Origin of the sequence: Arthrobacter sp. NicSoilC5 (genome assembly GCF_019977395.1) — a bacterium.
Classification (GTDB): Bacteria; Actinomycetota; Actinomycetes; order Actinomycetales; family Micrococcaceae; genus Arthrobacter.
Window position 1 is genome coordinate 1,844,367 of the sequence record NZ_AP024660.1, and the last position, 22,562, is coordinate 1,866,928.

General features: G+C 67.9%; 19 protein-coding genes. 6 read left to right on the forward strand and 13 right to left on the reverse strand.

Annotation, left to right across the window (positions count from 1 at the left end; all coding sequences use genetic code 11):
* Positions 1 to 3: 3 nt before the first annotated feature.
* Positions 4 to 780, reverse strand: coding sequence for a demethylmenaquinone methyltransferase (locus LDO22_RS08635; protein ID WP_224026760.1), 777 nt, complete (start codon positions 778 to 780; stop codon positions 4 to 6).
* A 117-nt stretch (positions 781 to 897) separates the two neighbouring features.
* Between LDO22_RS08635 and LDO22_RS08640 the strand changes: the two genes are divergently transcribed.
* The 4 genes from LDO22_RS08640 (at position 898) to LDO22_RS08655 (ending at position 5,209) form a co-directional block, all read left to right on the forward strand.
* Positions 898 to 2,298 (forward strand): isochorismate synthase, encoded by a 1,401-nt coding sequence (locus LDO22_RS08640; protein WP_224026761.1) that lies wholly within the window; start codon positions 898 to 900, stop codon positions 2,296 to 2,298.
* Between the two features lie 189 nt (positions 2,299 to 2,487).
* The gene (locus tag LDO22_RS08645) at positions 2,488 to 3,441 is read left to right on the forward strand and encodes an ABC transporter substrate-binding protein (protein ID WP_159631138.1); all 954 of its coding nucleotides are present in this window, start codon (positions 2,488 to 2,490) and stop codon (positions 3,439 to 3,441) included.
* 35 nt (positions 3,442 to 3,476) lie between these two features.
* The gene (locus tag LDO22_RS08650) at positions 3,477 to 4,436 is read left to right on the forward strand and encodes an amino acid ABC transporter permease (protein WP_224026762.1); all 960 of its coding nucleotides are present in this window, start codon (positions 3,477 to 3,479) and stop codon (positions 4,434 to 4,436) included.
* Positions 4,433 to 5,209, forward strand: a complete 777-nt coding sequence (locus LDO22_RS08655) for an amino acid ABC transporter ATP-binding protein (protein ID WP_141182203.1) — start codon at positions 4,433 to 4,435, stop codon at positions 5,207 to 5,209. Before LDO22_RS08650 ends, LDO22_RS08655 begins: the two co-directional genes overlap by 4 nt.
* 99 nt (positions 5,210 to 5,308) lie before the next feature.
* Here LDO22_RS08655 and menD read toward each other — a convergent pair whose 3' ends face one another.
* Positions 5,309 to 7,060 (reverse strand): 2-succinyl-5-enolpyruvyl-6-hydroxy-3-cyclohexene-1-carboxylic-acid synthase, encoded by a 1,752-nt coding sequence (menD, locus tag LDO22_RS08660; protein ID WP_224027201.1) that lies wholly within the window; start codon positions 7,058 to 7,060, stop codon positions 5,309 to 5,311.
* A 312-nt stretch (positions 7,061 to 7,372) separates the two neighbouring features.
* On the opposite strand from menD, the gene LDO22_RS08665 reads away from it, so the two are divergent.
* The gene (locus LDO22_RS08665) at positions 7,373 to 8,461 is read left to right on the forward strand and encodes a LacI family DNA-binding transcriptional regulator (protein ID WP_224026763.1); all 1,089 of its coding nucleotides are present in this window, start codon (positions 7,373 to 7,375) and stop codon (positions 8,459 to 8,461) included.
* Between the two features lie 41 nt (positions 8,462 to 8,502).
* Here LDO22_RS08665 and LDO22_RS08670 read toward each other — a convergent pair whose 3' ends face one another.
* The 11 genes from LDO22_RS08670 to LDO22_RS08720 form a co-directional block, all read right to left on the reverse strand.
* On the reverse strand, positions 8,503 to 9,897 hold the full coding sequence (locus LDO22_RS08670) for a glycoside hydrolase family 32 protein (protein WP_224026764.1): 1,395 nt from the start codon (positions 9,895 to 9,897) through the stop codon (positions 8,503 to 8,505).
* Positions 9,898 to 9,929: 32 nt separating this feature from the next.
* Positions 9,930 to 10,832: a carbohydrate ABC transporter permease gene (locus LDO22_RS08675; protein WP_159631128.1), complete on the reverse strand. Its 903-nt coding sequence runs from the start codon at positions 10,830 to 10,832 to the stop codon at positions 9,930 to 9,932.
* Between the two features lie 8 nt (positions 10,833 to 10,840).
* Entirely contained in the window at positions 10,841 to 11,842 is a 1,002-nt protein-coding gene (locus LDO22_RS08680) for a sugar ABC transporter permease (RefSeq protein WP_224026765.1), read from the reverse strand.
* Positions 11,839 to 13,260: an extracellular solute-binding protein gene (locus LDO22_RS08685; RefSeq protein WP_224026766.1), complete on the reverse strand. Its 1,422-nt coding sequence runs from the start codon at positions 13,258 to 13,260 to the stop codon at positions 11,839 to 11,841. Before LDO22_RS08685 ends, LDO22_RS08680 begins: the two co-directional genes overlap by 4 nt.
* Positions 13,261 to 13,532: 272 nt before the next feature.
* Positions 13,533 to 15,599 carry a PhoX family phosphatase gene (locus LDO22_RS08690; protein WP_224026767.1) on the reverse strand — a complete coding sequence of 689 codons (2,067 nt, stop codon included), beginning with the start codon at positions 15,597 to 15,599 and terminating at the stop codon, positions 13,533 to 13,535.
* A gap of 126 nt (positions 15,600 to 15,725) precedes the next feature.
* A complete protein-coding gene (locus tag LDO22_RS08695) occupies positions 15,726 to 16,097 on the reverse strand; it encodes a hypothetical protein (RefSeq protein WP_224026768.1) in 372 nt (123 codons plus the stop codon).
* Between the two features lie 13 nt (positions 16,098 to 16,110).
* On the reverse strand, positions 16,111 to 17,151 hold the full coding sequence (locus tag LDO22_RS08700) for an o-succinylbenzoate synthase (RefSeq protein ID WP_224026769.1): 1,041 nt from the start codon (positions 17,149 to 17,151) through the stop codon (positions 16,111 to 16,113).
* Positions 17,152 to 17,191: 40 nt separating this feature from the next.
* Positions 17,192 to 18,208 (reverse strand): magnesium/cobalt transporter CorA, encoded by a 1,017-nt coding sequence (gene corA, locus LDO22_RS08705; RefSeq protein WP_159636203.1) that lies wholly within the window; start codon positions 18,206 to 18,208, stop codon positions 17,192 to 17,194.
* On the reverse strand, positions 18,205 to 18,711 hold the full coding sequence (locus LDO22_RS08710) for a MarR family transcriptional regulator (protein ID WP_224026770.1): 507 nt from the start codon (positions 18,709 to 18,711) through the stop codon (positions 18,205 to 18,207). The genes corA and LDO22_RS08710 overlap by 4 nt, the downstream gene beginning before the upstream one ends.
* Positions 18,708 to 20,330, reverse strand: a complete 1,623-nt coding sequence (locus LDO22_RS08715; protein WP_224026771.1) for a hypothetical protein — start codon at positions 20,328 to 20,330, stop codon at positions 18,708 to 18,710. Before LDO22_RS08715 ends, LDO22_RS08710 begins: the two co-directional genes overlap by 4 nt.
* Before the next feature lies 1 nt (position 20,331).
* Positions 20,332 to 21,321, reverse strand: a complete 990-nt coding sequence (locus LDO22_RS08720; protein ID WP_224026772.1) for an ABC transporter ATP-binding protein — start codon at positions 21,319 to 21,321, stop codon at positions 20,332 to 20,334.
* A gap of 53 nt (positions 21,322 to 21,374) precedes the next feature.
* Between LDO22_RS08720 and LDO22_RS08725 the strand changes: the two genes are divergently transcribed.
* A complete protein-coding gene (locus LDO22_RS08725) occupies positions 21,375 to 22,559 on the forward strand; it encodes an MFS transporter (RefSeq protein ID WP_224026773.1) in 1,185 nt (394 codons plus the stop codon).
* Positions 22,560 to 22,562 lie beyond the last annotated feature (3 nt).

Consider the following 22,562-nt stretch of genomic DNA (forward strand, 5'->3'; position numbering starts at 1 on the left):
AGGTCAGCGAACGGTGTTGCGGCGCAGCTTGGCCACCGGGCCCTTGTGCGCAGCGATGGCGGCAGCAGCGCCGTCGGGCGAGGAATCGGCAGGCTTGAACGCGCGGTGCACGGCCACGATGCCGCCGGTGAGGTTGCGGTAGGTGACCTTCTCCCAGCCGCTCTCCTGCAGCCATGCGGCCAAGTGGTCCTGGTCCGGCCAGGCGCGGATGGATTCGGCGAGGTAGACGTATGCGTCCGGGTTGGACGCGACCTTGACGGCGATGGCCGGCAGGGCGCGCATCAGGTATTCGGTGTACATGGTGCGCCACAGCGGAACCACCGGCTGTGAGAACTCGGCGATGACCAGGCGGCCGCCGGGCTTGGTGACGCGAAGCATCTCGGCCAGCGCCTTCTTGGGCTCGTTCACGTTCCGCAGCCCGAAGGAGATGGTGGTGGCGTCAAACGTGTTTTCGGCGAACGGCAGGTTGGTGGCGTCACCGGCAATGAAGTCGATGTCAGGGCGGCGGCGCTTGCCCACCTTGAGCATGCCCAGGGAGAAATCGCAGGCCACCACGTCTATGCCGGCGTCGGCATACGGTTCGCTGGAGGTACCGGTTCCGGCCGCGAGGTCCAGGACCCGCTGGCCCTTGGAGACTTCCATGGCATCCACCACGATCTTCCGCCAGCGGCGGGTCTGCCCCATGGAGAGGACATCGTTGACGACGTCGTATTTAGGTGCGACGTCGTCAAACATCGTGGCTACTTCGTCCGGACGCTTATCCAAGGATGCTCGGTTCACCATGACATTGTCTCAAATGTTCCTGACGGTGCTGACCAGTACGGATTCGACGTGGCCAGGGGCGGAAAGTTACTGCGAAGTACTGTGAATTACTGTCGGGGGTACTGTTGATCCATCATGACGAGCACGTTCCGCACCCTGACGGTCCCCCTGGATGGCAAAGCATTCCCCGGGGGACTGCCTTCGTTTCTGGTCCGTGACGATGTCCTCTGCTGGACCCGCCGCGAAGCCGGGCTGGCCGGTTTCGGCGAGATCGCACGCTTCACCGCCACGGGGCCGGACCGGTTCCTTGAGGCGGACATCTGGTGGCGGCACCTGGTCCTGGAAGCCGAGGTGGCGGATTCCGTGGAGTTGCCCGGCACCGGTCCCGTGGCTTTTGGTTCCTTTGCTTTCTCCAAGACGTCAGCCCACGAGTCACGGCTGATCGTGCCGGAGATCGTGGTGGGCGTGCGGGACAACCAGGCATGGCTCACCCAGCTGACGTTCGACGGCGGCCCGCTCACCGAAGAGACGGCCCTCGCCGCGCTGGACCGCTGGCTCGGCGGCGGTTCCGACGCTGCCTCCGCCACGGAAGGCACGACGCCGGCAGCGGACCCAGCCGGGGACGCGTCGGTTGGTGACGTGCCCGGCCAGGCGCGCGGCGCCGTCGTCCGCCCCCTCCCGCTGGCTGCCGGCGCAACGCTGCACACCGGCTCGCTCAGCGAGGAAGCCTGGATGGAGGCCGTGGCCGCCGGTGTTGCCGAAATCCGCACGGGCGCACTGGAAAAGCTGGTGCTGGCCCGGGACGTCGTGGCAACTATTCCTTCCGGCGTACATGCCGCAGACGTGCTCCGCGAGCTCGCCGCCAGGTACCGGGAATGCTGGACCTATGGCGTGGACGGCCTGGTAGGGGCCACGCCCGAGATGCTGATCCAGGTGGAGGGTCGGACCGCCCAGGCCCGTGTGCTGGCCGGCACCCTGGACCGCCGCGATGCGCACGGCGAGGACGGCCCGCCGATGGACTACGCCACACGCGTCCTGGCCGGCTCGGAGAAGCAACGGCATGAGCATGAGATCGCCATCCAGTCGCTGACCAAGCAGCTGGCGCCGTTCTCCGAGGCGATGAATGCCCATGACGAACCCTTCATCCTGGAGCTGCCCAACGTCTGGCACCTGGCCTCCGACGTCAAGGCCGAGCTCACCGAGGTGGAAGGCCACGTGCCCACCTGCCTGGCCCTGATCAACGCGCTGCACCCCACCGCCGCGGTCTGCGGGACGCCCACACTGGTGGCCGGTGAACTGATCCGCAAGCTGGAGCACCTGGACCGTGGGCCGTACGCCGGGCCGGTGGGCTGGCTGGACGCGGCCGGCAACGGAGAGTGGGGCATCGCCCTGCGCGGCGCGGTCATCGAGTCCCCCGAAACCGTGCGGCTGTATGCCGGCTGCGGCATTGTTGACGGCTCGCAGCCGGAGGCCGAACTTGCCGAGACCTGGGCCAAATTCCGGCCGATGCTGGAGTCCCTGGGCATCAAGAGCTGACGTTCTTTTTGCGCCCTCCTGGGTAAGGAGTCTGGGATGACAGACGACTGCTGCTCTGGAAGGCTTGATTTTGTCACCGTTACAGTTATCCAATAGTGAAACTTAGTTGCGTGTGACGTACCTCTCTTGTTGAGCGTTACACTATAAGCCGCGTTAGTACCTCATAGCCCCTGCAACAAAAGGTAAGAAATGCAGACTCCCCGTACCCTCCTGGGCACTTCCAAGCTGACCGCCGCCACTATGATCGCCATCAGCGCCCTGGCCCTCTCAGCATGCACCAACGCCTCGGAAACGGGTCCCTCCAGCGCGGCCACCTCCTCGGGCAGCGCCAGCGCCAGCTTTGATCCCACCACCGTCAAGAAGGACGACGCCCTGGCCGCCATGGTCCCGGACGCCATCAAGTCCAAGGGCACCATCACGGTCGGCTCCGACACCAGCTACGCCCCCGCCGAATTCCTCGGTACGGACGGCCAGACACCCGTCGGCTACGACGTGGACATCGCCAAGGCCATCGGCGCCACCCTGGGACTCAAGGTCCAGGTCCAGACCGCAGAGTTCACCGGCATCCTTCCGGCCCTCGGCCCCAAGTACGATCTGGGCATCTCCTCGTTCACCATCAACCCGGAGCGTTTGGGCGCAGTGAACATGGTCAGCTACTTCAACGCAGGCACCGCCTGGGCCGTGAAGAAGGGCAACCCCAACAAGTTCTCCCTGGACGACGTGTGCGGCAAGTCCATCGGTGTGCAGACCGGCACCGTCCAGGAAGATCCCGACCTGGCCGACCGCAACAAGAAGTGTGTTGCTGACGGCAAGAAGCCCATCGACATCGTCACCCTGAAGAACCAGACGGATGTCACCACCCGCCTGGTGAACGGCAGCATAGACGCCATGGCTGCCGACTCCCCCATCATCGGCTACGCCCTGACCCAGACCAACGGCCAGCTGGAGAAGCTGGGCGACGTCTACGACTCCGCTCCGCAGGGCATCGCCGTGGCCAAGGCTGACACCGCCTGGGCAGAGGTCATCCAGAAGACCGTCACCAAGCTGATGGAAGACGGCTCCTACAAGAAGATCCTGGACGGCTGGGGCAACTCTGAAGGCGCCATCACCAAGTCCGAAGTCAACCCGGCGGTCAAGTCTTGAGTTTTCGCGCTACCGACGACAAGTCAGGTGTGCACATGGACGGCCAGCATAAGGACGACGCACCGGTACTGAACAAAGCCGTGCCGGTGCGGCACCCGGGCCGATGGATCAGCGCGTTCATCATCCTGGCGCTGGTCGTTCTGTTCCTGCAGAGCCTGTTTACCAACCCCAACTTCCGCTGGGATGTGGTGGGCACCTACATCCTGGACGTCAAGGTGGTCCAGGGCGTGGGCTGGACGCTTCTGCTGACGGTCACCTCCATGGTCCTGGCCATCGTCCTGGCCATCCTGCTGGCGTTCATGCGCCAGTCTGACAACCCTGTGTTCCGCTGGTCCAGCTGGGTGTGGGTGTGGTTCTTCCGTGGAACACCCGTCTACACCCAGCTGGTGCTGTGGGGCCTGATTTCGGTTCTGTACCCCAAGATCAGCGCGGGCGTGCCGTTCGGACCCGAGCTCTTCAGCCTGGACACCGCGGCAGTCATCAACGCCACCGTGGCAGCCATCCTCGGCCTCGGCCTGAACGAATCGGCCTACCTCGCGGAAATTTTCCGCGCGGGCCTGAAGTCCGTTGACCGCGGGCAGATGGAGGCGGCCGAGGCATTGGGCATGGGCAAGACGAAGATCATGTGGCGGATCATCCTGCCGCAGGCCATGCGCGTCATTGTTCCGCCCACGGGCAACGAAACCATCGGCATGCTGAAGACCACCTCGCTGGTCCTGGCCGTGCCGTTCACCTTGGACCTCACCTTCGCCACCAACGCCCTGGCCAACCGGACCTACCTCCCGGTTCCGTTGCTGATCGTGGCCGCCATTTGGTACCTGGTGATCACCAGCATCCTGATGGTGGGACAGCACTACATTGAGGCGTACTACGGCAAGGGCGTCGACAATCTCGCGCCGGCGGGCAAGCCAGTGGCCAAGTCGGCCCGCGTGGCCCTGAGCCAGAACGGCGGACGGTCAATAGAAACGGACTTCCCCGAGGAGAGTGCACGATGACCGTCACAGCAGAGAAGCCGCTGGTCAAGATCGAGGGCCTCCACAAGTACTACGGGCACCACCATGTACTCCGGGGCATCGACATGACCGTCAACCAGGGCGAAGTGTCGGTGGTGATCGGGCCGTCGGGTTCCGGCAAGTCCACCATGCTGCGCTGCGTGAACCTTCTGGAAAGCATCAGCGCCGGCCGGATCTCCGTGGGTGGCCAGCTGATCGGCTACCGCGAGGTCAACGGCAAGCTCCACGACCTCAAGACCAAGGAAATCGCCGCCCAGCGCCGCGAAATCGGCATGGTGTTCCAGCGGTTTAACCTGTTCCCTCACAAGACCGCGCTGCAGAACGTCATGGAAGCGCCGGTGCACGTGAAGGGCCAGTCCAAGGCTGCCGCCCAGAAGCGTGCGCTGGAACTGCTGGACCGCGTAGGGCTGGCGGACCGTTCCGGCCACTACCCCTCCCAGCTCTCCGGTGGCCAGCAGCAGCGCGTAGCCATCGCCCGGGCCCTGGCCATGGACCCGGAACTCATGCTGTTCGACGAGCCCACGTCCGCCCTGGACCCGGAGCTGGTGGGCGATGTCCTGAACGTGATGAAGGACCTGGCCAAGTCCGGCATGACCATGATCGTGGTGACCCACGAGATCGGCTTCGCCCGCGAAGTGGGTGACACGCTGACCTTCATGGACGGGGGTGTGGTGGTGGAATCGGGCGATCCCCGCGAGATCATCGCCAACCCGCAGCATGCGCGCACCAAGGAGTTCCTGGGCCGCGTGCTCTGACACGGTTCCTCACTTTCGACACGCAAATGCCCTGTCGCCGCCGGTATTCCGGCAGCGGCAGGGCATTTCCGCGTCGTGGGGTAATGTGCGCGTCGGCAGCTACTGCCCGGAGAGCACTGCCTCCACGGCGGCAGAAACTGCTTCCTTGATCCGGGCGTGGAGCTCCCGCAGCGCCCGGCGGTCCGTGCGGACCTCCACGATGCTGCGCCCGTGCACAGGCCGGCCCAGCGCCTCGGCGAGTCCCGCCGTCGTACTGACCCGGGAATGTCCGACGCCGTACGCTGCGGCGAGTGCCGCGATGTCCACCGAGTGCGGGGTGCCGAAGAGGCGCTCGACGGCGTCTCCGTAGCGGCCGCCTTCCTCCACTCCCCCGTGCTCGAGCAGGCTGAAGATGGCGCCGCCGGAATCATTCAGGACCACGATCCGCAGGTCCGGCTGTTCTTCGCCGGCGCCGAGGAGGAGGCCGCCGGCGTCATGCAGGAAGGTCACGTCGCCCAGCAGGACGGTGGTCTGCTGGCGGCCGCCGAGGGCGATACCGGTGGCGGTGGAGATGGTGCCGTCGATGCCGGCCAGGCCCCGGTTGGCGTACACGATGGCGGCTGGATCCGCGGCGGGAAGGCCGGCGAGGTCAACGTCGCGGATGCCGTTGGAGGAACCGAGCAGCAGCTGGCCGCGTGAGTGCTTCCAGACCAGCGCCGCCACGGACGGTCCGTTGGCGGCGGCCTCCGCGGACACCACCCGGTCCAGCGAGTGCTGCGCGGCCGATCCGGCAAGCAACCATGTGTCCAGCCAGGTGGAGCTGCCGCGGCCGGCGAATTCGGCCAGGTCCGCCAGGTTTTCCAGCGGTAGCTCGGTGCGGCGCCCGGGCTCGTACCAGGCCACCGGAACCGGCTGGTACAGGGCGGATTCGACGTCGGCACTGGCGAGCAGCGCGGCCACCGGACGGGACAGCGTGGGCCGGCCGAACAGCACCACGCGTTCGATCGGTTGCCCGGAACCGGCCCGGAAGTGCTCCAGCAGCAGCCGGTACGGGCCCACGGCGTTGGGGCCGAACCGGGAGTTGGAGGAGGGCTCGGCCAGCAGCGGCAGGTTGTGGGCGCGGGCAAATGCTTCGGCCACGGGACCGGCGTCGTGCCCTGCCAGCACCACGGTCCGCCGCTCCGGCAGCGTGTCCGGCGCCGCCGGCAGGTTCATGACCAGGGGCTCGGATCCCACCCGGTAGCGCTGCCGCTCCACGGCGTCGGGCAGCCGGTCCCCGGGGGCCGGAACCAGCGGGTCGCGGAACGCGAGGTTGAGCTGGACCGGGCCCGGCGGAAGGTCCGGGAATGCGCCGGTGGTTGCGGAGAGTCCGGTCTGGATGGCCCGCTCGGGGTTGCTGCCGGCGGGAACATCGGCGGCGAACCGGACGTGCTCTCCAAAAAGGTCCTGCTGCACCGTGGTCTGGTTGGCCCCCGTTCCGCGCAGCTCATCGGGCCGGTCTGCTGACAGGACGATCAGCGGGACGGCGGCGTGGTTGGCTTCCATCACCGCGGGCATGAGGTTTCCGACGGCGGTTCCGGACGTGGTGAGGACGGCTGCGGGCGAGCCGCTGGACAGGGCCAGGCCCAGCGCGGTAAAGCCTGCGGAACGCTCATCGATGCGGACCAGCAGCTCCACCCGGCCCGCGGCGGAGGCTTCGGCGAGGGCGTATGCCATTGGCGCCGACCGCGAACCCGGCGATACCACCACGTGCCGCACGCCGCCGTCGAGCAGGACGTCGACGGCGATCCTCGCCGCAGCGAGCGCACTCAGCTCAGCGTCGGGGGCGTCAGGGCTGCCCAGCCCGGGGGTGTCCGGAGTTGGTTCGTTCAACGAAGTCACCAACCCAGTTTGCCACCCTCCAACGCCCCATCACCTCATGCCCCAATCCACCACACGCCCCATCACCTCCAGCCCCAATCCACCACACGCCCCATCACCTCCAGCCCCAATCCACCACACGCCCCATCACCTCCTGCCCTGATAGGCCCGAAAGGTGATGGGGCGTTCCCGAAAAGGGGGCTAAAGGTGATGGGGCGTTCCCAAAAAGGGGGCTAGAGGTGATGGGGCGTCGGGAGAGCGGAAGCTCACACGAGTTAGGTAAACTTCACCCAAGCAAGAGATCCCAGCATCCGAAGGACGACCATGAAGCGCAAGGCCACCGCCCTCGACGTCGCCAAGCTGGCGGGCGTTTCGCGCAGTGCCGTGTCGCTGGTGCTGAACGGCCGCGGCGACGGAAACGTGGCCCTGGAAAGCCAGCAGCGGATCCGGGAAGCGGCGGCAGCGCTCAACTACTCCCCCAACAAGATCGCCCTGAGCCTGCGCAACCAGCAGTCGCGGGTCATTGGCATCGTGTCCGACCAGGTGGTCACCAGCCCGTTCGACGGCAACATCATTGCCGGCGCGGATGCGGTGGCCCGGGAACACGGCTTCGTGACCGTGGTGATGGACACCGAGCTGGACGAATCCCGCGACGAGAGCGCCGTGGAAACCCTGCTGGACCGCCAGGTGGACGGCCTCATGTATGTGACCGTGGGCCTGCGGCCGCTGCACGTGCCCGCAAACATGGCCCGCGTCCCGTCGATCCTTGCCAACTGCTTCGATGACCGGCCGGAGGCAGGGCTTCCGGCCGTGATTCCTGACGAAGTGCGCGGCGGCCGGGAAGCCGCGGAGCACGTAATGTCGCTGGGCCACCGGGACATCGCATTCCTCGCCGGCGACTCCCTGACGCCCGCGGCGCCCCGCCGGATCGAGGGCTACCGGGCGGCCTTCAGCGGCGCGGGGATGCCCGTCAACGAGGACCGCGTCATCCAGGTGGGCTGGGACATCGACGCCGGCTTCCACGGCGCCATGAAACTCCTCGAAGGCGTGGAACCGGCCGCCCGGCCCACGGCCATCCTGTGCGCCAACGACCGCCTGGCCATCGGTGTGGTGCTGGCCTGCTACCGGCTGGGCCTGAGCGTCCCGCAGGACGTGTCCGTCATGGGGTACGACGACGAATTCCGCATCGCGAAGGCCATGGTCCCGGCGCTGAGCACCATGGCCCTGCCGCTCCGGGAGATGGGAGCCGCCGCCATGGCGTCGCTGCTCGCCGAGGTGGGGTCGGCACCGGAGGGAACGTCCGACGACGGCGGCCCGGCTGCCGCCGCCGTCTCCGGCACCGCGGGGGAAACGATGGTTCCCTGCCGGTTGGTGGTCAGGGAATCCACCGGCCCGGTCCCGGCCGGACGCTGACCACGCCGCGGCCGGGACCCGCCGGGCCGGTTTGGAGCGGGCTACGCGGGCCTGGCCAGGTTCCAGACGTCCGCCGTCGCCCCTGCGGGAAGGCTCAGTTGCCACTCCTCCCCCACAGCCGGGTAAGCACGCAGCGTGGTTGCCACCGACCCGGAACGGTACACCTCCACCAGGGAGGCATCCACGAACATTCGCAGCTCCTCCCCCGCGTCGACGCTGCCGCTGAAGACCACCTGCCGGCTTCCGTTCCCCACCAGGAGCAGCTCCACAGCACCGCCCATTCCTGCGGTGACCACGGCCTGGGCGAAAGCAGGCAACCGCACCGTCCCGGATGCCTGGCCGGCGAGCAGCTCTCCGCGGTAGGCATCGACCTCCGGGGCCGGGCGCACCGCCAGGGCGCCGTCCACAATCGACAGCTCGCGCGGGAAGGTCAGGACTCCGGCCCACCCGGCGGCGTCGATCTCTTCCTGGCTGCGGCCGCGGCGCCCGTCCCGCCCCGGGCCTTCGTTGGCCCATCCCCACAGCAGGGCCCGGTTTTCCAGGGACACCACCTGCGGAGCGTAGAAGTCGCGGCCCAGATCGGACTTTCCGCCGGTCCGCGGCGTGAAGACGGGCAGCCCGGTGGCGGGGTCTTCGGCCAGCGATCCGATCAGGTGGCCCACCCCGTTGGCGTGTTCGTGTGAGTCGCCGGCGAGCCAGAGGGAGAACATCATCAACCAGGTGCCCCCGCCAGGGGCATCGTTGTCGGGCACCTGCACCAGCTGCGGGCATTCCCAGATCTCGGCCGGGGTGAACGTAGCGGCAACCGGGTTCTCCGAGGTCAGCCAGATGCCCTGGTACTTCCAGTCGGCCAGGTCGTCCACGGTGTAGAGCAGCAGGGCGGCGTGCCCGTTGGCCAGTCCGGCGCCCTGCATGGCGTACCGCTTGCCGTTGAAGCGGAAAATGAACGGGTCCCGCACGGCGGTGACCTGTCCGTCGGCGGGCATGGTGGCGGCCACGTGGCCTGCCTGCTCCCAGTGGATAAGGTCCTCCGAGCCGCGGGCGATGACCACCTGTGAGTGGCCCCCGTCGCCGCGGACGCCGGAGTACGCAGCGGTGGGAACACCGTCGTCGTCCGTGACCACCCCGGTCCAGCAGCCGTACTCGTCGGGGCCGCCGTCCTGCGGGCGAAGCGCCACGGGGTGCTCCTCCCAGCGGACCAGGTCCGCCGAGCTCACATGTCCCCAGGCGATCCGGTGGTGCCGGGCCGAGTCCGGGTTGTACTGGAAGAAGACGTGGTACCGGCCATTGACGAAGCTGATGCCGTTGGGGTCGTTGATCCAGCCCTGACCGGGGCGCGGGTGGAAGCGGGGGAAGGCGGGGTCGGGGTGGGCGGCGGCAACGTCGTCGAAGGTGACGGTGCCGGGGTGGACGGCGGCGAGGTCCGGGGAGGTCATGGAACGGCCTTTCGGGCTGGAGGGAAGGAGGTTTACTTGCCGGTTCCGGCCGTGAGGCCGTCCTGCAGGGCGCGTTGGCCGAAGATGAAGACCACCAGCGCGGGGATCATGGACAGGACTACGCCCGCCAGGACCACCGAGATGCTGCCGGTGCCCAGGTTTCCCTGAAGCGACACGAGACCCAAGGGAAGCGTGAAGTTCTGTTCGGAAATGGTGAGGATGAGCGGGCGGAAGAACTCGTTCCAGTGGAAGTTGAACGCGAGGATTCCCACGATCGCCATGCCGGGCATCGCCAGCGGCGCGTACACGGAACGGAATGTCCGCCACGGGCTGGCGCCGTCGATCGAGGCGGCTTCGGCGAGTTCGGCCGGCAGCCCCATGAAGTACTGGCGCATCAGGAACGTGCCGAATGCCGTCGGGATGGCGGGGAGGATCAGGGCGAGCAGGGTGTCGGACAGGCCCATGCCGCGGATCAGCATGAAGACGGGGACGATCGTCACCTGCACGGGTACCATCATCGTGGCCAGCACGATCGAGAACAGCGCCCCGCGTCCGCGGAATTTCAGGTGCGCGAACGCGTAGCCGGCCAAGGCGGCGGAGACCATCTGGCCCACCGCGATTATTCCGGTGACCAGGGCGCTGTTGAGGACCAGCAGGAAGATATTCAGCTGCTTGAATACCTCCCCGTACGAGGTGAAGTCCGGGTTCCAGGGTATGAACGACGGCGGCAGCTTGAACGATTCCGACGGCGACCGCAGCGACGTGGACAGCGTCCAGAGCACCGGACCGAGCGTGAGGGCGGCCGCGAGCAGCAGCAGGAGGGTCCGGACGGCGAAGCTCCAGTTGAACTTCTTCCGGTTGGGCGTGGTGACGGGGAGGCCTTGGGAGAGCCGGGGTGAATGTCCGGCCAGGCCGTGGTCAGTTGTGGTTGTCATGGCTGGCCTTACTGGTAGAAGACGAATCGTTTGCTGAGCCGGAACTGTGCGGCCGTGATGGCCATGATGATCAGCGTGAGCAGCACGCCGATCGCGGACGCCTGGCCGAATTCGAGCCGCTGGAACGCCGATTCGAAAATCACCATGACGGCGGTGCGGGTGGAGTCGCCGGGACCGCCGCGGGTCAGGACGTAGGGCTGGTCGAAGACCTGCAGGGCGCTGATGATGGCCATGACGGAGGCGACGAGGGTGGTGGGGCTCAGCAGCGGCAACGTCACGTGGAGGTGCTTGCGCCAGCCGGTGGCGCCGTCGATCGCGGCAGCCTCATATGTCTCGACCGGTATGGAGGCCAGGCCGCCGATGAACAGGAGGAAGGAGAAGCCGAAGTTCTGCCAGACGTACACCAGGATCACGACGGCGGCCGATCCGCCCGGTGTGGTCAGCCAGGGTACGGCGGGGATGCCCACCAGGGACAGGAACCAGTTGACTACGCCGAACTGTTCATTGAAGAGGTACCGCATGAAGATGGACACCGAGGCGGCGGACAGGATCAGCGGGAAGAAGAACGCGGACCGGAAGAACACCCGCAGCCACGCCGGCATCTTCTCCTGCACCATGACCGCCAGTGCCAATGCCAGTCCCAGCTGGAGTGCCACGGCCACCACCACGAATACGAGGGTGTTCAGGAAGGACACCCTCACGGTGGGGTCCTGGACCACCTCCGAGAAGTTGTCGAAGCCCACAAAGCTGGGGGCCGAGATGATGTCCCAGCGGAAGAAGGCCAAGACAACCGAGGCCACGATGGGGACCAGGGTGAACAGGCCCATGCCCAGGATGGTGGGTGCCAGGAAGATCCAGGCCAGCCAGCGCTGGTTGTGCCTGGCTCCGCTGCGGCCTCCGGCGTTGTAGGCACCGCTGGTGCCGCCGACGCCGCTGGTGCGGGCCGTCGTCGTACTTGCCCGGCCGGCCGCCCGCTCGGGCCGTTCCCGGGGCGGGGTGGTGGTGCTCATGACTGCCTCCTCAGGGCAAGTTCAAGGTCGCGCTGCATGGATGCGAGGGCCTGCTTGAGCTGCTGCTCGTCCCCGCTGACGGCAAGGGATACGTTCTTCATCAGGGCCGTTTCGACGGCGGCCTGCTGGGGTGGTGCCGGGATGGGGCCTGTGGTGGGGAACCGGTCCAGGGTGTCGTAGAAGACCTTCCAGTGGGCGGGGCCCTTGCCGGCGTACAGCTGTTCGTTGACCATGGAGCGGCGCGCCGGCGTGGTGATCGGGTTGGGGAAGATCAGTTCCATTGCCTCGCGGCTGGAGCTGAACTTGATCCATTCCCAGGCGGCGTCCTTGTCCTTGGCGGTCTTCATGATCGCGTAGCCGGCGGTGCCAAACTGGTGGCGCTGGGTCTTCCAGCGCGGGAAGAACTGGACGTCGAAGTCGTTGGCGCCCATGCCGGCCTCGTGCAGCCCCTGCACCCAGTAGCCGCCGGCGGGAGTGGTTCCAATGCGGTTGGAGGCGAACAGGCCCACCAGGGAACTGCCGCCGCCTTCTTCCGGCCGGACGCCCAGTCCGTCCTTAACCAGGCCCCGGAGGTAGTCGAAGGACTCGAACACGCGGTCGTCGTTGGCGTTCGGTTCCAGCCACTGGTAACCGCCGGAGCGGAGGCTGCGGGAGGGGTCGTTGGCGTAGAAGCCGTCCCAGAGCCAGTCGCCGCCCGCGGACCTGGTCTCCTTGAGGAAGCTGGTGTCGTTGGCGTAGAGCCACGGCACCACGCCGCCGAAGAGCCTGTTGGTCCAGTAGTAGGGCGTGAAGTCAGAGGTCCGGGCCTTGCGCATCGCGGCGAGGCTGTTGCGGAAATCGATGTGGGTCCAGTCGTCCGCTGGCCGGTCCAGGCCTGCCTGCGCAAACGCGGCGGTATTGTAGTACATGTTGGCCGCGTTCCAGTCCATGGGGAGCTGGTAGAGGCTGCCCTTGTACATGAAGGCTTCCACCAGGCTGGGGTGGACATCATCGAAGAATTCGCGCATGTCCGCGGCGTCGCGGCGGATGTATTCGTCCAGCGGGTGGGCCAGCTTTTCGGCGAACAGCTGGGCGCCCTCGGTGGCTACGTACACCACGTCCGGCGGTGTGCCCGCGGCCACCATGGTGAGGATCTTGGTGAAGAAGTCTTTCCAGTCCACGGCCTGGATGGCCTGGACCTTGACCCGGATGTCCGGGTGGAGGCGGGTGAATGCGTCGATGGCGCGCTGGCGGGCGGCGGCGTCCGCGGCGGTGCCCATGATGGCGATGCTGAGGCTGTTGTCTCCGCGGCCCGGAATGTCCGTTCCGGAGAGCCGCGGCCACGACGCCACGGTTGCTCCGATGATTCCCGCGCCGAGGGCACCAAGGGCAGTACGGCGGGTGATGTCCCGCAGGTGCCCGTTTATGGCTCCGGTCATGTCATTTCCTTCCTAACACGTGTTAGGAACTGTAGATGACCGACCTAACACGTGTCAAGCATCACATGGAGCGCTTCCCCGGCAGCTGGGTAAGGCGCGCGATTAACCCCGGAACGCCCGCCCACCGTTCCGCCGGAAGGGGCAGAAGGTGAGCGGGCGTTGATGGAAAAGCGACCAAAGGTGATGGCGCGTCCCCGGAAAGCCGGCCAAAAGTGATGGCGCATCCCCGGAAAGCCGGCCAAAAGTGATGGCGCGTCCCTGGTTGGAGGGGGTTAGCCGCGGAACACCTGGACCACTGAGGGACGGGGCGCGCGCACCTGGCCGGGTGCCGGCGTCGTGCCTGCCTGGACGTAGTCCGGGAAGAACGAGTGCGGCGCCTCGAAGGTGCCTTCCTCGCCCGGGTGCTGCACGGAGACGAACACGGTGCGCTCGTCATCGTGGATGACCGGGCCGCAGGTTTCGGCGTCGCGGGGAACGGAGAGGAACTGCTCCACCTTGCCGCGCTCGGCGCCGTCCAGGGTGACCTTGAACAGGCCGTCGTTGTAGCCGATGCCGGAGGGGGCGCCGTCGGTGGAGATCCAGAGGTTGCCCACGGAGTCGAACGCCACGTTGTCCGGGCAGGAGATGGGCGAGACCTTGTCCGCCGGGTAGCCGGAGAAGTAGGTTACATCGCCCTGCGCCGGATCGCCGCAGACCATCAGGAGGGTCCAGTTGAACTTCGTGGAGGTCTGGTCGCCGGTTTCGGTGATTTCCACGATGTGGCCGTCGCGGTTCTGCGTGCGCGGGTTGACCTCCGTGGCGCCTTCCTTGGTTCCGGTGCCGCGGTCGGAGTTGTTGGTGCAGACCACGTAGACCTTGCCGGTGTGCAGGCTGGGCTGGACATCCTCGCAGCGGTCCATCTTGGTGGGGCCCACCTTGTCCGCGGCCAGGCGGGTGTACACCAGGACCTCTTCGACGGACATGCCGGGGACTGCCGACTTTCCGCCGACCACCAGGGGGAGCCATTCGCCGGTCCCGTCAAACGCGCCGTCGGACGGAAGCGCCCCGGTCCCGGTGATCTCCGCGGCGGGCGAGTTGCCGGTGAACTTGGCAACGTAGAGGTCGCCCTCGGAGAGCAGGTTCATGTTGTTCCTGCGGTCGCCTTCCACGTACCTGCCCTTGGAGACGAACTTGTAGAGGTAGTCGAACTTCTCGTCGTCGCCCATGTAGGCCACCACGTGGCCGGATTCCGCCACGATCACGTTGGCGCCCTCGTGCTTGAAGCGGCCCATGGCGGAGCGCTTCTTGGGGGTGGAGGTGGGATCGAACGGGTCGACTTCGACGATCCAGCCAAAGCGGTTGGCCTCGTTCTCGTAGCCGGCATTGCGGGTGTCGAAGCGGGGGTCATCGAGTTCCCACTTGCGTGCCGTGGGCTTGGCGGTGAGGCCGTAGCGCTTGTCGCTGGCTGAGGTGCCGCCGGCGACGAAGTAGCCGTTGAAGTTTTCCTCGCCGGAGAGGATGGTGCCCCAGGGGGTGGTGCCGCCGGAGCAGTTGCCGAACGTGCCCTTGATGGCGCGGCCGGACGGGTCGGCCACGGTCTTCACCAGCGCCGAGCCGGCAACCGGGCCGGTCAGTTCGTAGGTGGTGTCAGAAAGGTAGCGGCGGTTCAGCGGCGCGCCCTTCACGTAGCTCCACGGCTTGGTGGTGTTCTTGCGCTCCAGCTCCACCACAGCCAGGCCGTGGGCGGCGCGGCCGATGGCCCGGGTTTCCGCCGGGTCATAGCCGGCGGGCACCATGATGTTTTCGTTGGTGTACTCGTGGTTGGTGAACAGCACCGCGCGGCGGCCCTTGCTGCCCGGGATTTCCACGATGTCCGTGTAGTCGTTGTTGTAGCCGAACTGGCGAGCCTGGGCCGCGGCTGTCTGGTTGTTCAGGTCGAACTCGGGGGAATCGCTGAACAGCGGGTCGCCCCAGCGGATGATCGGCTGCCAGGTGAAGCCCTCCGGCACGGTGAAGGCATCGACGGCCTTGTCGACCGGCTTGATGGCCGTGAACTGGAGCTTGGAGTTTCCGAAGCCTTCCTTGGCGGCCTTGGACAGGCCCGCGGCGGAGGCAGGTTCAGCGGAGCTCACGGCTGAACCGAGGGCGACGGCGAGCGCACCGGCGGCGCCAAGGCCCAGGGCGGCGCGGCGGGACATGGTGGCGGAGGCGATGTCGCGGAAGTAGCTGTTGGAGCTGGTGTTGCAGACGTCGCCGGCGCAGGCGTTGTCGCACTTGAGCGCACAGGTGACGGGGCTGCGCTTGCCCTTGGTATGGCCGAGCATGGGCAGCAGGGTGAACTTGCGGGCGGTTTCAGACATGGGGAACCTTCCAAGGAATCTCTCTGGGGTGCCCGATCACCCTTCCAGCCGCTTCCTACAGGAACCCATCCAGTTGATGAAGTTAGGGTTAACCGCCCGTGACCTGCAGGAACGTTGCCAAATCCCTCATCGGCTGCTCCGCGCCGGGAAGAAGGCGCGGGCCGGCAGCAGGAGCCCGGTCAGCGAAAGGGCGATGAAGACCACCTGGTGGATGTGGTCGTCGCCCGGAGGGAGGTTCCCTATGAGATGCGCCGCCCAGAAGAACGGGTAGAACCAGAGCGCGTACCAGGCCCACCGTTCGCGCCGCCGGTAGGGCACCAGCACGATTAGCACACCGAAAAGGCCCAATCCCGCCGAAGCCAGCCCGTCCGCCCGGTACAGGCCGGCATCCCCGGCCGGCGGAAACAGGGCAACCACCACACCGAACACCAGGATCCCGGCGCTGACGGCAGCAAGGCAGAGCCAGCCCACCCGCATTGTCAGCTTCTCCCCGCGCACGGCGACACCCTACCTACGCGGCAATCGACGGGGTGAGGAGGGCGTGGACGCGGCGGAGCCGGTCCAGCCACCAGTCCCGCCGCTCAGCGGGAGCCGCAAACCGCTCCAGCAGCCCGGCGTCGGCGGCCACGTCGCGGAGGCGGATGGCGCCGTCGTCGGCCACCAAGGGGTCCAGCGTGATGTCCGATTCGAACAGCGACACCGTGCCCAGGCCGCAGGCGTACGGCAGGTCCGGCAGGGCGGCGGCCAGCGCCAGCCCGGCCCGGATGCCCACGGAGGTGTCCAGTGCGGAACTGACGACGGCGGGAAGTCCGGCCTGTGCCACGATGTCCAGGGCGCGCCGCACTCCCCCAAGCGGTGCCACCTTGACCACGATCAGGTCCGCCGCACCCGCCCGGGCCACGCGGAGGGGGTCGGTCTCCTTGCGGACACTCTCGTCCGCGGCAATCAGCACCGGGGTTCCCGCGTCACGGAGCCGGGTCCGGACCTCGGCCAGGCCCTCGATGGACGGCACCGGCTGCTCTGCGTACTCGAGCCCCACCGGCGCCAGCCGCGTCAGTGCCTCCACGGCGCCCGGAACATCCCACCCGCCGTTGGCATCCACGCGGACGGCGGCATCCGGCAAAGCGGCGCGGACGGCGTGAAGCCGCGCAACGTCGTCGTCCAGTGACTGCCCCTGCTCGGCCACCTTGACCTTGACGGCGTCCACCCGCCCGAACCGTGCCAGCACGTCCGGCACCCGGTGGGCGGCGACGGCAGGGACCGTGGCATTGACCGGAACCGACGTCCGCAGCGGGGCCGGGAAACCCTGCCACCCCGCCTCGATGGCGGCAGCCAGCCAGCGGGAGGCTTCGGCGTCGCCGTACTCCGGGAACGGGCAGAACTCGCCCCAGCCCGCGGGACCCTGGAGCAGGAGGGATTCGCGCTGCATGATCCCGCGGAACTTCACCCGCATGGGCAGGCTGACCACGCGTGCTCCGGCCAGCAGTTCCGCCAGCGGGGGAACTGCTTGGGGCGGGTTGGCAGGAGCGGGCGGGAGACCGGGGTTGGGCATGCCGTTTACTGTACGCGGCGCCCCGGCAGCGCCTTGACGCTCAGATCCATTTGTTGTGCTTGAACGCCAGGTAGAGGACCAGGCCCATGGCCACCATCAGGCCCAGCGCATACGGGTAGCCGTAGGTCCAGGCCAGCTCGGGCATGTTGGCAAAATTCATGCCGTAGATGGATGCCACCAGGGTGGGGGCGAACAGGATGGCGGCCCAGGAGGAGATGCGCTTGACCTGTTCGTTCTGTTCGAAGCTGGACTCGGTCATGCGCTGCATCTCGTCATTTTGCCGCTGCGCCACCAGGGCGGCGTTGACGGCGAGCGCGTTCTGGAGCAAGGCGCGGAACGAAGCCACCCGTTCGTTGAGCCGGATGACGTGGTCCAGGACGTCCCGATAATGGTCCCTGAGTTCGGTGGCCTGATCGCGGTCCGGGGTTCCGGCCATGAGAGCCTGCAGGATTCCCGCGAGGGGACTCGTGGCCCGCTGGAAGGTGATGACCTGGCGGGACAACTCGTAGATCCTGCGGGACACATCGGGGTCTGCGCCGAAGAGGTCGTCCTCGATTTCGTCAATGTCGTTTTCCAGGCCGGCCACCACGGGCTCGTATTCGTCCACCACCTGGTCCAGGATGCCGTACAGCACGGCATCGGGTCCCAGAGCCAGGAACTCCGGCATAGCCTCCATGCGCCGCCGGACCTTGGCCAGGTCCGGCGACTCGGCATGCCGGACGGTGACCACGTACTCATCGCCGACAAAGACGTGGATCTCGCCGAAGTCCACCTTCTCGACGTCATCCCGGTACCGGGCCGGCCGGAGGACCAGGAACAGGCACTCCCCGTAATGCTCCAGCTTGGCCCGCTGGTGGCCGGCGAGCGCGTCCTCGATGGCCAGGGCGTTGAGGTCGAATTCCTCGCCCACGGACTGCAGTTCCTCCGCGTCCGGCCGGTAGAGGCCGATCCACGCCATCCCCTCGCGCTGGCGGAGCAGGAAGTACGTCTCGTCAAGGTCTTCCGGGTCCTCGGTGCGCAGCCCGTTCACGTAGACGGCGTTGTCGATGATGGTCACCGCTCCCCCTCCCGCTCGCGCTCCCATTCGTCCAGCAGTGCCGGCATCCGTGCTTTGAGGAAGCGGTAGAACCTGGCCATCTCCGCCACCCTGGCGCGCGCCGGGGAACCCTCCGGGAGTGTTTCCGCCGTCGCATCGGTCAGTGCCGCGAGCTTCTCGTAGACGGGGCTGTTGCGCATTGACACCACGTACCACTCGTCCTCGTGCAGGGCATAGAGGTCGCGGCGGCTGCCGGGCTGTGAGATCCGGTGGACAAAGCCCACGGTCTGCAGGTACCGGACGGCGCCGGATACCGCGGCGGCGCTGGCGCCCAGCCGGTCCGCGAGTTCAGCAGCCGTGAGGCTCCCCTGTTCGGAGGACACCAGCGCCAGCAGCGTCCGGGCGGGCATCTTGGGGAACCCTGCTGCGGCGAACGCGGCTGCAGTCCGTTCGGCCGCGGCGGCGGTGGAAGCCGCGGTGGCCAGCGTGTCCCTGGCAGCCGCCACCTCGGGGCCGGCGCTCATGCCGAACCCACCTCCCGCCGCCGCATCACTGCAACGGCCAGCGCGGCGGCAATGGCGGAAATCAGCAGCATCCACCACGCTCCGCTCCAGTCCGTCGCGTCGCCGCGCGGCACTGGCGTGTGGGCGAACGGCGAAAGGTCGCGCAGGCTTTGGTCAATGCCCAGCATGGCCCCGAAGATTCCCAGCATCACCCCAAGGGCCAGCAAGGCCCAGCTGGCGGCGATGGTGGCGGCGGGCCACAGGACAAACACCAGTGCCGGAACCGACAGGTAGATCAGTGCCGCCGGCAGCTGGGCGGCGGCGGTCTGCCAGAGCGCGTCGGCAGGCATGGATTCATCGCCGGTGCCGGTGAGAGTGGCCCACGCGCCCACTCCGGCCAGGCCCACCACCAGCACCACGGCAGCCCCGCCGAGCAGCAGGTAGCCGGCCAGCCACCGGACCCGTCCCACCGGGGCGGACAGCAGGAGTTCAGCGGTCCCTGCCGCTTCCTCCTGCCGCAGCCTGATCACCGCCTGCAGGGCGCACGCGGCAGCCAGGACCCCGGCCATGGAGAACAGCACCGACACCATGAGCTGGGTGAGTGAGGTTCCCTGCGACTGGAGCATCGCGCGCAGCATCGCCGTGATGTTGGTGTCCGGGGTGTCGACGGCGGCAATCGCCTTTCCGAGCGACCCCGCCAGCAGGCCCAGGGCCAGGCCGCTGAAGCCCCAACCGATGATGGATCCCGCCTGCAGCCGCAGGGCAAGGGCCACGGGACTGCTCAGGCCCCGCCGGGCGGCTGCCCGTCCCGGCAGCGCTTCCCAGACGCTGGCCCCGCTGTCGCGCGTGCCCAGGAGGAGCCACGCCGCCGCGAGGCAGCCTGCGCCCAGCGCCACCGGCAGCAGCAACGGCCAGCCACGGTTGCCCGAGTACGCAAAGGTCTGCTGGCCCCAGCCGATGGGTGAGAACCAGCTGGCCGCCCCTTCGGTCATCGTGGTCCCGCTGGCGCCGGGCGTCCCCGTGGCGTCCCCGATCCCGCGCAGGACGTAGGCCAGGACCACCAGCGCGGCGGAGACGCCGTTCGCTCCGCGTGAGGTCCCCATGAACTGGGCCACCAGCAGCCCCACGCCCAGGAAAGCGAGGCCGACGGCGCCCGTCGCGGCGCCGGCGAGCAGGGAACCCTGGGGCTCCAGGCCCTGCGACATGAACCCGGCAAAGACTGCGAGCGCCACCAGGATGTTGGCCGTGATGCCGTGCAGCAGGGTGGCGGTGTTGGGCAGCAGCCGTCCGGCAGGTGTGGCGGCCACCATTTCCGCGCCGCCGCTTTCCTCGTCGGCCCGGGAGTGGCGTACCGCCAGGAAGGTGCTCATCAGGCCTGCCAGCAGGGCGATGAACGCGTAGATCAGGAAGAACGTGAAGGCGCCCTGGTCTGCGCCCCGGGGCAGGCCGCGCAGCATCAGGATGGCGGGCGTGGCCATGGCCACCTGCAGGATCTCGGTCCGGCTCGCCACGTTGCCGTAGGTCTGGGTGACGGCGGCGGCCGCGAACATGGCAAACGCACCGATAGCCACCACCCAGCTCAGCAGCTGCCAGCGGTCCCGGCGGATCCGCTGGCCCCAGAGGACCAGGAGGACGCCCATGTCAGCTCCGCCCCCTCGCGCCCAGCAGGTGCCGCCGGGAGCCGTGGGTGGATTCGGAAGGCGTTTCGGCCCCGGTTTCAGCGCCCAGCGAGGTATCCCCGTAGTGCCGCAGGAAGAGCTCTTCCAGGGACGGCGGGACGATCGTCAAACCTTGCACGCCCAAGGCGCCCAGGGCGGGAAGGACCTCTGCGATCCGGTCCGAGTCCGCGCTGACCCGGACCCGTCCGGCGTCGAGCGCCAGGTCATGCACCGCACCCAGCCGGGCCAGGGCCTCCGGGTCCAGCCCGTCCGCGGCGAAGGAAACTTCCGACCTGGTGAGGTGCCGCAGCGAGTCCAGCGTGCCGCCGTCGACAATCCTGCCTGCCCGGATGATGCTCACGCGTTGGCACAGCACCTCCACCTCGGAGAGGATGTGGCTGGACAGCAGCACGGTGGCCCCGCGGTCGACGGCGGCGAGCAGCTCCCGGCGGAACACTTCCTCCATGAGCGGGTCAAGGCCGCTGGTGGGCTCGTCCAGCAGGTAGAGCTCGGCTTCGGTGGCGAGGGCGGCGATCAGCGCAACCTTCTGCCGGTTGCCCTTGGAGTAGGCGCGGCCCTTCTTCGCCGGATCAAAGTCGAACACCTGGCACAGGTGGTCCTTCCGCCGGCGGTACGCGGCACCGTCCGCCGCGCCGCCGCGCAGCCGCGAGAGCAGGTCGATGGTTTCACCGCCGGAGAGGTTGGGCCAGAGCCGGACGTCGCCGGGCACGTAGGCCAGGCGGCGGTGCAGTTCCACGGCCTGGGTCCAGGGCTCGTATCCCAGGACGGTGGCAGAGCCGGAGGTTGCCCGCGCCAGGCCCAGGAGGACGCGCAGGGTGGTGGACTTTCCCGCGCCGTTCGGGCCAAGGAATCCGTGGATCTCCCCGCGCTGGACTTCCAGGTCCAACCCGTCGAGGGCCCTGACGTGGCCGAAGTGTTTGTGCAACCCCACTGTTTGGACAACGGTATTCATGGTCCAAGTCTTAGAAGTTTTCACAACTTTGTGAAGGTACTAAAGTCCCAGCTATGACCCCCGACAGATCCGTGCCAGGCGCGCAGGCCACCCGCTCGTCGACGGCACCGCTGTATGCGGCGGGCTTCGTCACGGCTTTCGGCGCCCACAGCATCGCGGCGGGGCTGGGCGCGCAGAGCGAAAACATCGGCCTGACCCTGCTGAACCTCGGTATCCTGCTGGCCCTCTACGACGTGGCGGAGGTGTTCCTCAAGCCGGTCTTCGGCGCCCTCAGCGACCGCATCGGCGCCAAACCTGTCATCGTCGGCGGCCTGTTCGCCTTCGCGGCACTGTCGCTGATTGGCCTCGGCGCCGCCGATCCGTTCATCCTGGCCCTGGCCCGGCTGGGACAGGGGGCCGCAGCGTCGGCCTTCTCGCCGTCGTCGTCCGCCATGGTGGCAAGGATGGCCCGCGGCGGAAAGGCCGGGACCTACTTTGGCCGGTACGGGTCCTGGAAGAGCCTTGGCTACATCATTGGGCCGCCGCTGGGCGCCGGCCTGATCCTGGCCGGCGGGTTCCCGCTGCTGTTCGGCACGCTGTCAGCGCTGGCGGCGCCCACGGCCGTCTGGGTGCTGGTGTCGGTGCCGCACCTGGCGCCGCTGCCGCGCAAGCGGTATACCGTGATGGACCTGGCCCGGCAGGTGGGCGAGCGTCGTTTCCTGGTCCCCACGATGGTGCTTGCCGCCTCGACAGGTGCCCTGGGTGCCGCCGTCGGCTTCCTCCCCGCGCTGGCCACCCGCCACGGCCTGGACGCCTTCGCCGGGACGGCGGCAGTGAGCGTGGTGGCACTGGGCTCGGTGCTCACCCAGCCGTGGATCGGCCGTCTGCGGGACCGGCACGCCGTCACCGACAACAAGGGCACGACGACGGGCCTGCTGCTGATTGCCGCGGGCATCGCTTTGGTGGCGGCCGCCCCGGGAGTGGTCACCATCTTCCTTGCGGCTGCACTGGTTGGCTCGGGCATCGGCGTGGCCACCCCGCTGGGGTTCGCGCACCTGGCGGACACCACGCCGCCGGAGCGGATGGGCCGGACCATGGGCTCGGCCGAGCTGGGGCGCGAACTGGGCGACGCCGGCGGACCACTGCTGGTGGGCGCCATTGCCACAGCCACCGCCCTGCCGTTCGGGCTGGGCGCGTTGGCACTGCTGGTGGCCGCCGCCGCCGTGCCGCGGCTGGACCCTGTCAAGCCCACCGCCTGAGCG

Bases quoted from the DNA above. Each gene is read 5' to 3' on its own strand.
- LDO22_RS08700 (WP_224026769.1), bottom strand. From the start codon at position 17,151: ATGCCCAACCCCGGTCTCCCGCCCGCTCCTGCCAACCCGCCCCAAGCA.
- LDO22_RS08665 (WP_224026763.1), top strand. From the start codon at position 7,373: ATGAAGCGCAAGGCCACCGCCCTCGACGTCGCCAAGCTGGCGGGCGTT.
- LDO22_RS08725 (WP_224026773.1), top strand. From the start codon at position 21,375: ATGACCCCCGACAGATCCGTGCCAGGCGCGCAGGCCACCCGCTCGTCG.
- LDO22_RS08710 (WP_224026770.1), bottom strand. From the start codon at position 18,711: ATGAGCGCCGGCCCCGAGGTGGCGGCTGCCAGGGACACGCTGGCCACC.
- LDO22_RS08680 (WP_224026765.1), bottom strand. From the start codon at position 11,842: ATGAGCACCACCACCCCGCCCCGGGAACGGCCCGAGCGGGCGGCCGGC.
- LDO22_RS08650 (WP_224026762.1), top strand. From the start codon at position 3,477: ATGGACGGCCAGCATAAGGACGACGCACCGGTACTGAACAAAGCCGTG.
- LDO22_RS08720 (WP_224026772.1), bottom strand. From the start codon at position 21,321: ATGAATACCGTTGTCCAAACAGTGGGGTTGCACAAACACTTCGGCCAC.
- LDO22_RS08675 (WP_159631128.1), bottom strand. From the start codon at position 10,832: ATGACAACCACAACTGACCACGGCCTGGCCGGACATTCACCCCGGCTC.
- LDO22_RS08685 (WP_224026766.1), bottom strand. From the start codon at position 13,260: ATGACCGGAGCCATAAACGGGCACCTGCGGGACATCACCCGCCGTACT.
- LDO22_RS08690 (WP_224026767.1), bottom strand. From the start codon at position 15,599: ATGTCTGAAACCGCCCGCAAGTTCACCCTGCTGCCCATGCTCGGCCAT.
- LDO22_RS08640 (WP_224026761.1), top strand. From the start codon at position 898: ATGACGAGCACGTTCCGCACCCTGACGGTCCCCCTGGATGGCAAAGCA.
- LDO22_RS08670 (WP_224026764.1), bottom strand. From the start codon at position 9,897: ATGACCTCCCCGGACCTCGCCGCCGTCCACCCCGGCACCGTCACCTTC.
- LDO22_RS08655 (WP_141182203.1), top strand. From the start codon at position 4,433: ATGACCGTCACAGCAGAGAAGCCGCTGGTCAAGATCGAGGGCCTCCAC.
- LDO22_RS08715 (WP_224026771.1), bottom strand. From the start codon at position 20,330: ATGGGCGTCCTCCTGGTCCTCTGGGGCCAGCGGATCCGCCGGGACCGC.
- LDO22_RS08645 (WP_159631138.1), top strand. From the start codon at position 2,488: ATGCAGACTCCCCGTACCCTCCTGGGCACTTCCAAGCTGACCGCCGCC.